The 13,489-nt window shown below is 45.5% G+C and carries 12 protein-coding genes, 2 tRNA genes and 1 pseudogene; 14 read left to right on the forward strand and 1 reads right to left on the reverse strand.

The genetic code is table 11. The annotated features are described in order from the left end of the window. Nucleotides 1-371: 371 nt before the first annotated feature. The 8 genes and pseudogenes from BKN38_RS12280 to BKN38_RS05560 all read left to right on the forward strand — a co-directional run. Nucleotides 372-644, forward strand: a pseudogene (locus tag BKN38_RS12280) (methyl-accepting chemotaxis protein); the annotation flags it as partial. Nucleotides 645-704: 60 nt separating this feature from the next. After that, complete coding sequence (locus BKN38_RS12285; RefSeq protein ID WP_233712864.1) at nucleotides 705-1,259, forward strand: CZB domain-containing protein; 555 nt, start codon at nucleotides 705-707, stop codon at nucleotides 1,257-1,259. Between the two features lie 95 nt (nucleotides 1,260-1,354). After that, nucleotides 1,355-1,477 carry a hypothetical protein gene (locus BKN38_RS11885; RefSeq protein ID WP_256325551.1) on the forward strand — a complete coding sequence of 41 codons (123 nt, stop codon included), beginning with the start codon at nucleotides 1,355-1,357 and terminating at the stop codon, nucleotides 1,475-1,477. Nucleotides 1,478-1,575: 98 nt separating this feature from the next. Continuing rightward, on the forward strand, nucleotides 1,576-1,701 hold the full coding sequence (locus tag BKN38_RS11890; RefSeq protein ID WP_256325552.1) for a hypothetical protein: 126 nt from the start codon (nucleotides 1,576-1,578) through the stop codon (nucleotides 1,699-1,701). A gap of 248 nt (nucleotides 1,702-1,949) precedes the next feature. Further along, on the forward strand, nucleotides 1,950-3,884 hold the full coding sequence (locus BKN38_RS05545) for a transglycosylase domain-containing protein (RefSeq protein ID WP_066455656.1): 1,935 nt from the start codon (nucleotides 1,950-1,952) through the stop codon (nucleotides 3,882-3,884). Between the two features lie 142 nt (nucleotides 3,885-4,026). Then, entirely contained in the window at nucleotides 4,027-4,578 is a 552-nt protein-coding gene (locus BKN38_RS05550; protein WP_070957726.1) for a DUF507 family protein, read from the forward strand. Between the two features lie 204 nt (nucleotides 4,579-4,782). Beyond that, complete coding sequence (gene carA, locus BKN38_RS05555) at nucleotides 4,783-5,916, forward strand: glutamine-hydrolyzing carbamoyl-phosphate synthase small subunit (protein WP_066455666.1); 1,134 nt, start codon at nucleotides 4,783-4,785, stop codon at nucleotides 5,914-5,916. Nucleotides 5,917-6,116: 200 nt separating this feature from the next. Continuing rightward, a tRNA-Ser gene (locus BKN38_RS05560) sits at nucleotides 6,117-6,207 on the forward strand. Nucleotides 6,208-6,385: 178 nt separating this feature from the next. Here the strand turns inward: BKN38_RS05560 and BKN38_RS05565 are convergent. Further along, nucleotides 6,386-6,473: transfer RNA gene (locus BKN38_RS05565), tRNA-Ser, on the reverse strand. 509 nt (nucleotides 6,474-6,982) lie between these two features. Between BKN38_RS05565 and BKN38_RS05570 the strand changes: the two genes are divergently transcribed. From BKN38_RS05570 to BKN38_RS05595, 6 genes are all read left to right on the forward strand, one after another. Further along, nucleotides 6,983-8,413 carry an MATE family efflux transporter gene (locus BKN38_RS05570; protein ID WP_066458380.1) on the forward strand — a complete coding sequence of 477 codons (1,431 nt, stop codon included), beginning with the start codon at nucleotides 6,983-6,985 and terminating at the stop codon, nucleotides 8,411-8,413. Continuing rightward, nucleotides 8,379-9,401 (forward strand): HAD family hydrolase, encoded by a 1,023-nt coding sequence (locus BKN38_RS10310; RefSeq protein WP_158655927.1) that lies wholly within the window; start codon nucleotides 8,379-8,381, stop codon nucleotides 9,399-9,401. The genes BKN38_RS05570 and BKN38_RS10310 overlap by 35 nt, the downstream gene beginning before the upstream one ends. Nucleotides 9,402-9,862: 461 nt before the next feature. Beyond that, complete coding sequence (locus BKN38_RS05580; RefSeq protein ID WP_066458382.1) at nucleotides 9,863-10,423, forward strand: pyruvate flavodoxin oxidoreductase subunit gamma; 561 nt, start codon at nucleotides 9,863-9,865, stop codon at nucleotides 10,421-10,423. 100 nt (nucleotides 10,424-10,523) lie between these two features. Continuing rightward, a complete protein-coding gene (locus BKN38_RS05585; RefSeq protein ID WP_066458392.1) occupies nucleotides 10,524-10,922 on the forward strand; it encodes a 4Fe-4S dicluster domain-containing protein in 399 nt (132 codons plus the stop codon). A gap of 3 nt (nucleotides 10,923-10,925) precedes the next feature. Further along, nucleotides 10,926-12,152, forward strand: a complete 1,227-nt coding sequence (locus BKN38_RS05590) for a 2-oxoacid:ferredoxin oxidoreductase subunit alpha (protein ID WP_066458385.1) — start codon at nucleotides 10,926-10,928, stop codon at nucleotides 12,150-12,152. Between the two features lie 50 nt (nucleotides 12,153-12,202). Next, the gene (locus BKN38_RS05595) at nucleotides 12,203-13,174 is read left to right on the forward strand and encodes a thiamine pyrophosphate-dependent enzyme (RefSeq protein WP_066458388.1); all 972 of its coding nucleotides are present in this window, start codon (nucleotides 12,203-12,205) and stop codon (nucleotides 13,172-13,174) included. Nucleotides 13,175-13,489 lie beyond the last annotated feature (315 nt).

The following is a 13,489-nucleotide window of genomic DNA, read 5'->3' on the forward strand; positions in this document are numbered from 1 at the left end:
TGTTTCAAAACGAAGCAGCGAGAAAATTTACCGATCTAAAAGAGGCGGTAAGCAACCTAAAACCCGGACAAAATATCGTCTCTACCAGCACGCATAGCTTGCGTGTCAGAAGCGAAGAGATAGATGGCGTGATGTTTTATCGATTTATGGAAGTAAATGCGAGATGTGATGCGGGCGATGGCGTGGATTTGTTTGCTATCTATCACAAAAGCTTGAAAGATGGTATCATGGGCGCACAAGCCGCTCTTCAAAAGATTCTAGAAGAGACAAAAACGCTTTTTGGCAAAGCGGCGGAAAATGAGCATATAAGCTCTGAAGTGGGGCAAAGAAGCGCTTCTGTAGAGCAAAGCATAAGCCAGCTTTATGAGCGCATGCAAAACGCCACCGAGCTAGTCGCAAGCCTAGCACAGCGCAGCAATGAAATCACCAATGTCGTCTCGCTTATCGATGATATCGCCGAGCAGACAAACCTCCTAGCGCTAAACGCAGCTATCGAAGCGGCGCGGGCGGGCGAGCATGGCAGGGGATTTGCTGTCGTGGCGGATGAAGTGCGAAAACTCGCAGAAAAAACCCAAAAAGCCACCAAAGAAATCGCAATAGTCGTAAAATCCATGCAACAAGAAGCAAGCGACATTCAAACTACCACAGAAGAGACCGCAGGATTTACCCAAGAAGTCAAAGCGGGAATCGATGAAATCTACTCGATGGCTAGCCAGACACTCGTATCTGCTAGACTTGCCAAATACGCGGTATCTGTGTGTGATAGCGAGATTTTCTGCACCCTTGCCAAGCTTGATCACACCGTGTTTAAAAACAACCTCTACGCCCTGCTCTTTGGCGTATCTGATACATTCAACCAAGTGCCTCACACTGCATGCCGCCTAGGGAAATGGTATTTTGAAGGCGATGGCAAGGCAAACTTCAGCGAAACACAAGGCTACAAAAAAATCGATCCTTTCCACGCCACAGTGCATAATGAAGCAAATTCACTCGCTCAAGCGCTTATGGATAAAACCAAAGCCACGCCAAAAACATTTATTGATGCCAAAATCTCTGCTATGGAGAAAGGCTCTGATGGCGTAATGGCGAGCATCGATGAGATGCTTTCTGAAAAGCTGGCGCAGATTCATCGCGTGATAGATTCTATCAATAGCTCATCGGCAAACGCGATGCATACCGAGCTAGCCGATAAAGAGCAAGCGCACAAAGACCAAACAGAGCACGAAGCGCAAGAGCACGCGGATAGCGAAAAGCACTAGTGCTGGATACCAGAATCTAGCGAGGGCAGAATCTAGTGAAAATGGATTCTGCGAAAATAGATTCTATAAGAAAGCGGATTTTGCGAAAGTAAAATTTGCTAGAGTGGAATTTGCAAAAAATAGATTCTGTCAAAGCGGATTTTGCGAGAGTGAAAAATCGCGAAAATTCTGCGAAAGTAAAATGCATAAAAGCAGAATCTAGCAAAAGTAGAATCTGACAAAAAATGGATTCTGCGGCGCAAAGTTTAAAGATTTAAAGATTTTAAAGATTTAGGACTTTAAGGATTTATAAAAAGGGACTTATTAAGAGGGATTTGTGAAGGCAGAATCTAAGAATCTAGCGGAGTCTGCCGATGCTAAGCGCTATGAGCGCGGATTTATGGTGCTAGATTTTGGTGATGCTAGCGATTCTGGTGATTCTAGCATTTTTGGCAATGTTTAGATTCTATGATGCTAGAATCTGTGATAGCAGAATCTATGGCGCCAGATTCTTGAAATTCTCGAGATTTTCTAATTTTTCTAAATTCTCGAAATTCTCTAAAATTTATCGATATTTAGATATTATAATGTTTGATTCTGCCTTAGCGCGAGTGAGATTCTGGCGCAACTGGCGCAAGTTAAGATTCTACCATACCGGAGCCTTAGTCATTAGCGAGAATCTAATGCGTTTGGGGCGACCTTAGGGGTTTTATGCTAAAAAAGATATTTTTTTCTTTGTTTGCAGTCGTGTTTTTTATAGGTGCTGGGTATATAGCCGTTTTGTATGTGGATTTGAGCGCGGATATTGACAAAGTCAAGCACTACACGCCAAAGCTTGCGAGCCAAATCTATGATCGCAAAAACCGCCTTATAGCCAATATCTTTGATACAGAATTCAGATTCTACGCCAAATTTGACGAAATCCCGCCGCGCATGATAGAAGCGCTCCTAGCGATAGAAGACACGCTATTTTTTGAGCATAGCGGGATAAACTATGATGCCATCATCCGCGCCGCGCTAAAAAACATAAAAAGCGGGCGCTTTGGTGAAGGCGGAAGCACGATCACCCAACAGCTTGTAAAAAATGTCATTCTCACGCGAGAGCGCACGCTTAGCCGCAAAGTCAAAGAAGCACTGCTAACCATACAAGTAGAGCAAGTCATCACCAAAGAGCAGATTCTAGAAATTTATCTAAACGAAGTGTTTTTGGGGCATGGGTATTATGGCGTGAAAACCGCTGCGATGGGCTATTTCAAAAAGCCGCTTTCCGCACTCACGCTCAAAGAAATCGCGATGATTGTGGGCTTGCCAAATGCGCCGAGTTTTTATGATCCTACCAAAAATCTGAATGATTCTTTGGGTAGGGCAAATGACATCATCCGCAGGATGTATGATCTAGGCTGGATTTCCAAAGAATATCGCGATGCCTCGCTAGCCGAAGTCCCTATCGTGTATAACCAAACCTTGACGCAAAATGTAGCGCCTTATGTCACAGATTTTGCCCTGCGTCAGCTTAGCTCCATACCAGATATAAAAACCGGCGGCTACACTATCAAGCTAAATATCGACCTAGATTATCAAGCAGCCGCCCAGCAAGCACTCATCAATGGCTACAATGGCATCCAAGAACGCTTGCAAAAAACATCCAAGAGTGCTACTATCCAGCAAGATGATGCTAGCAAAACAGACACGCTTAATGGCGCTATGGTAGTCACTGACACGCGAAGCGGGAAGATTCTGGCACTCGTAGGCGGCGTGGATTATAACAAAAGCCCATATAATCGCGCTGTAGATGCCAAACGCCAAATAGGCAGCAGTATAAAGCCATTTATCTATCAAATCGCGCTTGATAAAGGCTACTCCACCGCTACGCAGATTCCCGATGCGGCGCGCGATTTTGGCGACTATCGCCCGGGCAATGTGGATGGCGGATTTAGAGGGCTTATGACGCTGCAAGAAGCGCTTATGTTTTCGCGCAACCTCGCCACGCTAAATATCGTGCAATTGGTAGGCTTCACAGATGTTTATAGCGGCTTGCTAGACTTTGGATTTAACGATATCAGCAAAGATATAACGATAGGCATCGGCAGTATGAATGTCACGCCGCTATCCGCCGCGCGCGCGTATTCGGTGTTTTCAAACTATGGCACGCGCGTAGATCCAGTCCTCATAGACAGCGTGATAGACATCAATGGCAATGTTTTCACCTACGACACCAAATCAGAATCCATAATCCCAGCCGCCCAAGCGTTTCTGGGCGTATCAGTGCTACGCGAAGTGGTGGCAAATGGCACAGGCAGGCGCGCGCGTGTCAATGGCATCGAAATAGCTGGCAAAACAGGCACGACAAACAACAATGTCGATTTTTGGTTTTGCGGATTTAGCCCGGATATTCAGGCTATCATCTGGTATGGGCGCGATGATAGCCAGCCTATCGGGCAAAGCGGAAGCAGCGGGCTAGTGACTGCGCCGGTGTTTGCAGAGTTTATAAGCAATGCGCTAAAGCTTGACCCAGCCCAGCGCAGGAAATTCCCACAGCCAGAAGGTGTAGGCGCAAAAACTATCGATAAATACACCTACTACTACACCTCCACCTCGCCAATACCAAGCTCGCAAAACACCAACACCGACCAGAATCTTTGGTAGATTCTGGTCGACAATATCAATGAAATAATCTAAATTAGGTGTCAAAAATAGCCATGAACTCAAAGCTACTTTTGCAAAACTTGTTAAATCCAAATTTATGTAAAACACGCTACAATACGCGCATTTTATTTAAGGCAAAAATATGCGATTACGACTCAATCAGATTGGCTACATCGCCAACAAAATAGCACTTGATTTGCGCGGCTCTAGCCTCATCACGCTCAAAGTCCCGCTAGAATCCATCGCCAAAGTCGCGCAAGAAATCCTAGAAGCAGATGTCAAAGCGGAGCTTGCGATCGATCAAAAAGCGCAAGAATTGCTGGAAAAAAACCAGCAGGATGTGGAGTTTTTGCGCGTGGATGAGCGCAAGCTGTTTGGTATGATAAAGCGGCAAATCGCGGATGAGGGCAAGTTTTTGCTGTATTGGGATGACCGATATAACGCGCTTTCGCATAAGATTCTCGATACACTTTTGCAAAAGCAATATATTGATTTTAGCGTGAATAAAAATCAGGTGAAAAATGTGATATTTAAATCCATCGATAGCTTTGCAAAGCTGCATGATGCGATACAAGAGGATGTCATCAACAAGATAAAAAACTACAAACGCCGCTTGCTCGCGGGCACGGATGAGTATGAAATAATCTATGAAAAACTCTATGAAGAGGAGCTTCGCAAAAAGGGGTTTTTGTAGGAGGTTTTTAGGGGGCGTGCTGGGGCGCTGTAAGTGGCTTGTTTTGCGCGAGTGGCGCGTGGCGCGGGCGAGATTTGGGCGCACATTGCACGCGGCGAGATTTTAAGTTTTTGAAATTTGGATTCTGAAATTTAGATTCTTGGATTCTTAAGATTCTAGGATTTTAGATTCTGCGAGATTTAACCAAAAGCAAAAGGATGGAGCATGAAGCCAGCTTGGATTTATTGCGCGAATGGTTGGTATTTTGAGGCGAGTTGCTTTGCTGGGAGCGGGACGCGGGTGGGGGAAATCGTGTTTAACACCTCGCTTAGCGGATATCAAGAAATCATCACAGACCCTAGCTACGCAGGGCAGTTTATCACTTTTAGCATGCCAGAGATTGGCATCGTCGGGGCGAATGAGCAGGATTGCGAGAGTCGCGGCGTTTTTGCTTCTGGCGTGCTGGTGCGGCACTATGAGGATTTCGCGTCAAACTTCCGCGCGCAAGAGAGTTTGAAAGCATTTTTAGACAAACACAATGTGCTTGGAATCTGTGGCGTGGATTCTCGCGCGCTAGTCAAAATGATACGCTTGCAGGGTGCTATGATGATGGTGGCATCAAGCGAGATAAGCGACAAAGCAGAGCTAAAAAAAATCCTAGAATCCTCGCCCAAAATCGAGCAGCAAAACCATATAAAAAGCGTCTCGACAAAGCAAAAATACACGCATAAGCACGGCGCGTTTGATTTTGCAAGTATGGAGTATAGCGAGCCAAAGACGCGGTATAAAGTCGCTGTGATTGACTTTGGCGCGAAGCGAAATATCCTAAATGAGCTGCTAAGTGCTGGGCTAAGCGCTGAAGTGCTGCCTTATGAGTTTGATGCGGGCGAGCTTATCGCGCGCTTTGAGCGTGGCGAGATAGATGGTGTGTTTTTATCAAATGGTCCGGGCGATCCCAAAATGCTGGGCGCGCAAATCGCACAGATAAAGCTGCTTATCGATAAAAAAATCCCTATATTTGGCATCTGCCTAGGGCATCAGCTGCTGGCACTAGCGCATGGATATGAGACGCATAAGCTGAAATTTGGCCATCATGGCGGCAATCATCCGGTAAAAGATCTCATAAATAACGCGGTGGAAATCACCTCGCAAAACCACATCTACTCCGTGCCAGAATCTATCGAGCAGGTCGCGGAGGTCACGCATAGAAATCTTTTTGACAACACTATCGAGGGCGTGCGATACAAAAATGCACCTATATTTTCGATGCAGCATCACCCGGAGGCGAGCCCCGGTCCTAAGGAGTCGCGCTGTGTGTTTGAGCAGTTTGCTAGGCTGATAGAATCTGTGAGGGGGTAGGGCAGAGCGCTTTTGTGGCTTGGCCGGGGGCTTTGGATTCTGCTGTGGCTAGGGTTTGGCTTTTGTGTTTTTGGATTCTAGCGCGGCGGGCTTTGATACTGCTTCAAGGTGATTTTTAGATAGCTTAATGTTTAGCAGTAGTTGCGCGCATTAAGGTAGGTTTTATTAAAAATAGTTTAAAATTAGCCCCTTTATTTGCTGGACAGATGGGTGAGTGGCTGAAACCACACCCCTGCTAAGGGTGCAGATCCTAATCGGGTCTCGAGGGTTCAAATCCCTCTCTGTCCGCCACTTTTTTGACTTACACTTTACGCTTTTATTCTTGTTTAGATTCTGCAAATCGCGTTTTTTATTCATTATATTATGCTTTTGATAGGATTTAGTTGTGTCGTTTTGGCATCGTTTGCTGTAGTTTATGTTGTCGTGATGAAATTTGCGGATTATTTAAGGGTTTGGAAGTAAAAAACAATGGCAGAGAGGAAGGGATTCGAACCCTCGAAGGCTTGCACCTTACACGCGTTCCAGGCGTGCTCCTTCAACCACTCGGACACCTCTCTAAATTTGGCTTTTGGCTTATGTCGCGCGAATCGCGGCTTTGTCAGAATCTAGCGCGCTTGATTCTAGCCTTTTGACACAAAAGCGCGGTATTATAGCATAATCTAGACTTATTGCAAATTTTTCTATCAAATGCCAAAAATAAACGCCAAGCGCGCCAAAATATATAAGCAGTTTGTGGCGCGCTCAAAAAGCTAAAATCTAAAAGTTTGGATTCTGGGCTTCTAGATTCTGGTGTTTTGGATTTGCAACTCTAGCAAAATGTCACAAAGCACCAGAATCCGCTTTTGGATTCTAGTTTGCAAATGTCGCCCCACATTTGACATATCATAATTTATCTGCTTTTGCTATAATATCACGCGATTTTGCGTTGCCAAGCTTAAAAATCAAAAGCAAAATCAAAGCACAAAAACCAAGCCACAAACAAACAAAAAAACAAAAAGTCGCCTAAAAAACATAAAAAACACAAAGCACCAAAAAGCAAAATCCAAGCTCCATAAAAAGGCAGTAAATGGTCTTCAAATCCTCATCCATAGATTTAAAAAAAGACTCTATACCAAAATTATTTTTTTATTATTTTATTCCGGCGCTTTGCACGATGCTATGCCTCTCCACATATTCCACGATTGATGGCATTTTTGTAGGCAAAAAAATCGGCGAAAACGGCTTGGCAGCGATTGGAATCTGCTGGGCGATTTTCCCGGCATTTATCGCTTTTGAACTATTGTTTGCTTTTGGTGGGGCGGCGCTTGTGTCGTATTTTCTTGGCAAAGATCAAGCCCATCGCGCGCGGCTTGTTTTTAGCTCGGTATTTTATTGTGTGGCGGCTATGTCTCTCGTGTTTTTGGGTATTGGCGTGATTTTTACGCATGAGATTTTGGATATTTTGATAGCGGGCAAGTCACCTAGCCAAGAAATCCGCGCTTTAGCACAAGAATATTTATTTATTATTTTTTTAGGCACGCCATTTTTTTTATTGCATCCATTGAGCGATATTTTTGTCATCAATGACAAACGCCCTATTTTAGGAACTATCGCTATGCTTATAGGCGCGCTTAGCAATATCGCACTAAATTATTTTTTCCTCTTTGTGCTAGATATGGGTATCGATGGGAGCGCACTTGCGACTTTGTGTGCGCATGCTATCACATTTTTTATTTTATTTTTGCATTTTTTGCGTAGGCGTGGGAAGCTGTATTTTATCCCTAGATTCTCGCTCGCCGCTGTCATTTCATCTGCCAAAACTGGCTTGCCAGAGAGCGTGTCCGAGCTCTCCGCCTCAATCGTTATGCTACTTTTCAACGCCACTTTGCTAAGCGTGGTGGGCGATAAGGGCGTGCAGATTTATAGCATCGTGATGTATTGTGGCATCGTGTTTTTTACGATTTTGCTCTCTGTCTCGCAAGCCCTTCAGCCTATCGCTAGCTTCAACTATGGCGCGGGGAATTTCGCTAGGCTAAGGCAGATTCTGTTTTTTTCGCTACTTATGGTGGTGGGGATTGGCGTGGCGCTGTATGCGGTGTTTTACGCGTTTGATAGGCATTTGGTCGAGCTATTTTTGCGCGACAAGGGCAGCGCGCTTTTGAGCGAGTCTATCGAGGCGATGAGCGTGTATTATATAGGTTATGTGATTTTGGGCGTGAATATCGTGTGCGCGGTGTTTTTGCAGTCGGTGCAGCGCACCAAAAGCTCGTTTATCATCACGATGTGTCATGCGATTTTGTTTTTGGCAATATTGCTTCCTTTTATGGGCGAGAAATGGGGCGCTATGGGCGCTTGGAGTAGCTATCCGCTAGCGCAAGCCTGCGCGCTCATCGTGACGATCGCGGTGATGATATATGAAGTGCGATATGGCATATTTTCGGGCAAAATCGCCGCTGGCAAAGAAGTATGGAGAAAGGCAAAGCATGGGAAAGCTGTGGAATCTGATACGCGGAAATAGCGCGGATAAAAGTGGCGGCAAAGCAGAATCTAGCGGGGTGAATTCTAAAGGGGTGGATTCTGGCAAGGCGGATTCTAGAAAAGGGGATTCTAGAAAAGTGGATTCTGGCAAAATAGATTCTAGCGCGCAAGAATCCAAAAATGCAGATTCTGGCAAAATAGACTTTGGCATAGCAGAATCCGCAAAAGCAGAATCCAAAAGCGTAGATTCTAGTCAAAATCGCCTAGACATCCCAAACGCTGCCAAAAGCCAAAACCAAGCTTCTGACAAAAATCACAAGCAAACTTCTGACAAAAACCAGCGCCAAACCCCAAACCAAACTCCAAACCAAACCCAAAAATCCGGCGAAAAAGAGCATGAGAAAAAAGTGATTTTGTTTGATTTGGATGGCACGCTTTTGGATTCGTTTGAGGGGATTTATGAGGGATTTGTGCGCGCGTGCGAGGGCGATTTCACGCCCACTAGAGAGCAGATTTTCCCGCTGGTGGGGCTGCCGCTGCTTGATATGTTTTCACACCTTGGCTACTCCAAAGAGGAGGCGCCCCATCGCATCACGCGGTATAAAAACTACTATCGCAGAATCTGCCTAGAAAAAACCGCGCTTATGCCGGGTGCGCTAGAAGCGGTGGTGATGGCAAAAGGTTTCGCGCATCTTGGCGTTGTGACGACAAAAATGGGCGCATTTTCCAAGCAGATTCTGCAATCGCTAAATATCCTAAAATACTTCCAAATCATCATCGGAAGCGAGGATGTCGCGCATCCAAAGCCGCACGCAGAGCCGATACTAAAGGCGCTAGATTCTATGCCAATCACGCCAAAAGACAAGGTGTATATGATAGGCGATACGATTTATGACTTGAAAGCCGCCAAAAATGCTGGCGTAAATGGCGTGTGGGTGAAAAATGGCTTTGGCAAGGAGCTTGAGGGGTATGGTGAGTATGAGTTTGATAATGTCTTGGAAGCGGTGGAGTATATACGACATTTATAAATGTTGCTTATTTTTAAGATAAATCGTTGCGACAAATTATTGCAGCAAATGCGGAGCGGATTTTACGCTATAATATCCGCCGCAGGTAAAATGTTCTTTTGAACCAGCCCGTCAAGACTTTGGGCTTGAGTGTAGGAAATGGGCGCACCTGCCCCCCACCCCCCATTATTTTGCCGCCTTTTACTTTGGCTATCCCCTTACTTTGTTACCCCTTATTTTGCTACCATATTTGCCACTCTCTATTTTTATTTTCTCATTCGTTTTTACTTAATATCGCTCGCACCTTGCTTTATTTATACAAGTAACATTTCTCGCTAGCTATGTTACGATTCTGCACAAAACTATGCCAAGTGTGTGAAAAATTCCTATCTTGAAATTATGCTTTATCTTACTTTTAATAAAAAATAGTAAAATCTCATTTAACCCTACATAATAATACCCACACACGACAAGGAGAATCCATGCTGGAAATACGATGGCATTCTAGAGCCGGACAAGGCGCGGTTACCGGGGCAAAAGGTCTCGCTGATGTTATCGCCACCACAGGCAAAGAAGTGCAGGCATTTGCACTATATGGCTCTGCCAAACGCGGTGCTGCGATGAGTGCGTATGATAGGATTGATGACAAACCTATCCTAAATCATGAGAAATACATGGAGCCAGATTTTGTGCTAGTGATAGACCCGGGCATCGTCTTTATCACTGATATCTGCGCGAATGAAAAGCCTGATACCAAATACATCATCACCACGCACCTTAGCAAAGAAGAGCTTATCGCCAAAAAGCCAGAGCTAAAGGGAAAAACGCTTTATACGCTTGATTGCATCCAAATCGCGCTTGATACGATTGGCAAGCCTATCCCAAATGCGCCGATGCTTGGGGCGTTTGTGAAAATATCTGGAATCTTGGAGCTAGATTATTTCAAAAAGGCTTTCACAAAGGTGCTTGGCAAGAAGCTTCCGCAAGCTGTGATTGATGCGAATATGGAAGCGATACAGCGCGCGTATGATAGTGTCAAGTAGTGCAGGGCGCTAATCAATAGCAACTTGCGACAACCAAAGCGCGACGACCAAAGACAGCAACTAAAGAGCAACCAAAGAAAAAGGAGAATCTATGAGCGAGATGAAAGACTGGACAGAGTTAGAGATTGGATCTGTGTTGTTTCCTTTTGAAAAGGATGGGCTAGAGACGCTAAGACAGCACAACAATGAGCGAAGCTACACCAAAGAAAGCTCCTATGGCACAAGCGTGGCGCACTGGCGCATTGATAAGCCTGTGCATAATAGCTCGCTTTGCATAAACTGCTTTAACTGCTGGGTGTATTGCCCAGATGGCGCGATTTTGGCGCGCGATGATAAGCTTAGCGGCGTGGATTATGTGCATTGCAAAGGCTGTGGCGTGTGCGTGGATGTATGCCCTACCAACCCAAAATCCTTGCTTATGTTTAACAACCACGAAGCAAACGAAGAGGCCATCAGCAACTGGCCTACCAAAGAAGATAAGAAAAAGAGAGAGGAGTAAGCTATGCCAAAAACTATGGAACTAGACAAAATCGTAGTATGGGATGGGAATCTAGCAGCATGCCAAGCGATGCGCCAAGCCCAAATCGATGTGGTAGCCGCATATCCTATCACACCTTCTACGCCTATCGTGCAAAACTATGGGACATTTATGAGTAATGGCTATATCGATGGCGAGTTTTTGCTCGTAGAATCCGAACATGCCGCGATGAGCGCGTGCGTGGGCGCAGCGGCAGCTGGCGGGAGAGTCGCGACTGCTACGAGTTCGCAAGGCTTTGCGCTCATGGTAGAAGTGCTTTATCAAGCATCTGGTATGCGCTTGCCAATCGTGCTAAACCTCGTGAATCGCGCGCTTGCAAGCCCGCTAAACATCCATGGCGATCACTCTGATATGTATCTAGGGCGCGATGCTGGCTGGATAAATCTCTGCGCTTACAATCCACAAGATGCCTACGATCTCAATCTCATCGCTTTCAAAGTCGCTGAAGATATGCGCGTAAGACTTCCTGTCATCGTAAATCAAGATGGCTTCCTATGCTCCCACACCGCGCAAAATGTCCGCCCGCTAAGCGATGAAGCGGCATATAAATTTATCGGCGAATATAAGAGCAAAAACCCACTCTTTGATTTTGAGCATCCAGCCACCTATGGCGCGCAGGCAGAGGAAGAGTGGCACTATGAGCACAAAGCACAGCAGCACAATGCTATCATGCACGCAGACAAAGTCATCGATGAGATTTTCAAAGAGTTTAAATCGCTCACAAATCGCGAGCATAAAATCGTAGAAACCTATGACATGGAAGATGCAGAAGTGGCGATAGTCGCACTTGGCACCACCGTAGAATCCGCTCGCGTAGCCGCCGCCACCGCGCGCAAAAATGGTATAAAAGCGGGCGTGGTTAGCATGAAAGTATTCCGCCCATTCCCATATCAGCTCATCGGCGAAGCACTCAAAAACACCAAAGCCGTAGGCATCATGGATAAATCACTGCCAGCGGGCGCTATGGGCGCGCTGTTTAACGAAGTAGCTGCCGCGCTTTATCAAGTGCCGGGCGCTTCATCTCGCCCTGTGCTTGCCAACTACATCTATGGGCTTGGCGAGCGCGATATGACGCAAGTAGAGCTAGGCAATATCTACAAAGAGCTCGCAGAAGATGCCAAAGCTGGCAAATTGACGCATGCCACACAGCAATTTATTGGCTTGCGCGGTCCTAAGCTTAGCTTTTGCTAAGAGGCTTTGATACACCAATCGCAATAAAGACGCAAAATAAGGAGAAAGCTATGGTAAGAGAAGTCAAAAATCTAAAACAATTTTCCAAAGCAGCGGAGAAATTCGAGGGTTCGCATATTTTATGCCCCGGATGTGCGCATGGTATCATCATCCGCGAAGTGCTAAACGCTGTAGAAGGCCCTATCGTGATAGGCAATTCCACGGGCTGCCTTGAGGTATCTACCGCGGTGTATCCGCATACTAGCTGGGATGTGCCTTGGATTCACATCGGGTTTGAAAATGGCTCGACTGCTGCGGCGGGTGCAGAGACTATGTATAAAGCACTAGCCAAAAAGGGCAGATTCCAAGGTGAGAAGCCAAAATTTGTCGCATTTGGCGGCGATGGTAGCACTTATGATATTGGATTCCAGTTTATCAGCGGCTGCTTTGAGCGCGGGCATGATATGACTTATATTTGTCTTGATAATGAAGTGTATGCCAACACCGGCGGGCAGCGCTCCAGCTCCACGCCTATCGGCTCTAGCACCACCACTACGCCAGCAGGAAGCGTAAGCTATGGCAAAAAAGAGCGCAAAAAAGACATCCTTTTTGTCATGGCAGCGCATGGTAGCCCCTATGTCGCGCAAGTCGCGCCCAACAAATGGAAAGATATGAATAAAAAGATAAAGCAAGCCATCGACACCGAAGGACCTACCTTTATCAACGCGATGAGTGCCTGCACCACAGAGTGGCGATTTGAATCCAACAAAACGATAGATGTGTCTGATTTGGCGGTGGATAGCCTTGCATTCCCGCTATTTGAAATCATCAATGGTAAAGAAGTGCATATCACCTACCGCCCCAAAAATATCGTGCCAGTGCGCGACTATCTGGGCGCTCAAGGTCGATTTAAACATCTCTTTAAGCCAGAAAATGAGCACATCATCGAAAAATTCCAAAAAGAAGTGAATGAACGCTGGGAGCATTTGCAACGCATGGAAGAGGCAAATAGCATCGTCGTGGGTGATATGCTAAATAAATAGCCTTATGAGGCAAGCAGCCTCGTGCTTTGGCGCGGGCTGTGGATATGTCTTTTTGTGTTTTATAAAACATTTGTCTGTCTGTATTTTTGTGTATATTACACTAGACATAAGCAGTGTTTATTATCTTTAAAATTATTAATTGGCTTTATTTTTTACTCCCCAATCTTTATAATCCCACTATCCTCCATCTCTTTTAGCATTTTGACAAAGTTTTGCGTGCGGAGTTTTGCGCCTTCGCTGTTTAGGTGATAACCACCAAAGTCCATAGAATGCTTTTTCTCAAAATGAAAATCTCTAAAATCCCCATATATAGGG

Source organism: Helicobacter sp. CLO-3, assembly GCF_001854545.1.
Taxonomy (GTDB): Bacteria; Campylobacterota; Campylobacteria; order Campylobacterales; family Helicobacteraceae; genus Helicobacter_B.

Coding starts and splice junctions, on each gene's coding strand:
- BKN38_RS10310 (WP_158655927.1), top strand. CDS start 8,379: ATGGGAAAGCTGTGGAATCTGATACGCGGAAATAGCGCGGATAAAAGT.
- BKN38_RS05580 (WP_066458382.1), top strand. CDS start 9,863: ATGCTGGAAATACGATGGCATTCTAGAGCCGGACAAGGCGCGGTTACC.
- BKN38_RS05585 (WP_066458392.1), top strand. CDS start 10,524: ATGAAAGACTGGACAGAGTTAGAGATTGGATCTGTGTTGTTTCCTTTT.
- BKN38_RS05590 (WP_066458385.1), top strand. CDS start 10,926: ATGCCAAAAACTATGGAACTAGACAAAATCGTAGTATGGGATGGGAAT.
- BKN38_RS05570 (WP_066458380.1), top strand. CDS start 6,983: ATGGTCTTCAAATCCTCATCCATAGATTTAAAAAAAGACTCTATACCA.
- BKN38_RS05550 (WP_070957726.1), top strand. CDS start 4,027: ATGCGATTACGACTCAATCAGATTGGCTACATCGCCAACAAAATAGCA.
- BKN38_RS12285 (WP_233712864.1), top strand. CDS start 705: ATGGCTAGCCAGACACTCGTATCTGCTAGACTTGCCAAATACGCGGTA.
- BKN38_RS05545 (WP_066455656.1), top strand. CDS start 1,950: ATGCTAAAAAAGATATTTTTTTCTTTGTTTGCAGTCGTGTTTTTTATA.
- carA (WP_066455666.1), top strand. CDS start 4,783: ATGAAGCCAGCTTGGATTTATTGCGCGAATGGTTGGTATTTTGAGGCG.
- BKN38_RS05595 (WP_066458388.1), top strand. CDS start 12,203: ATGGTAAGAGAAGTCAAAAATCTAAAACAATTTTCCAAAGCAGCGGAG.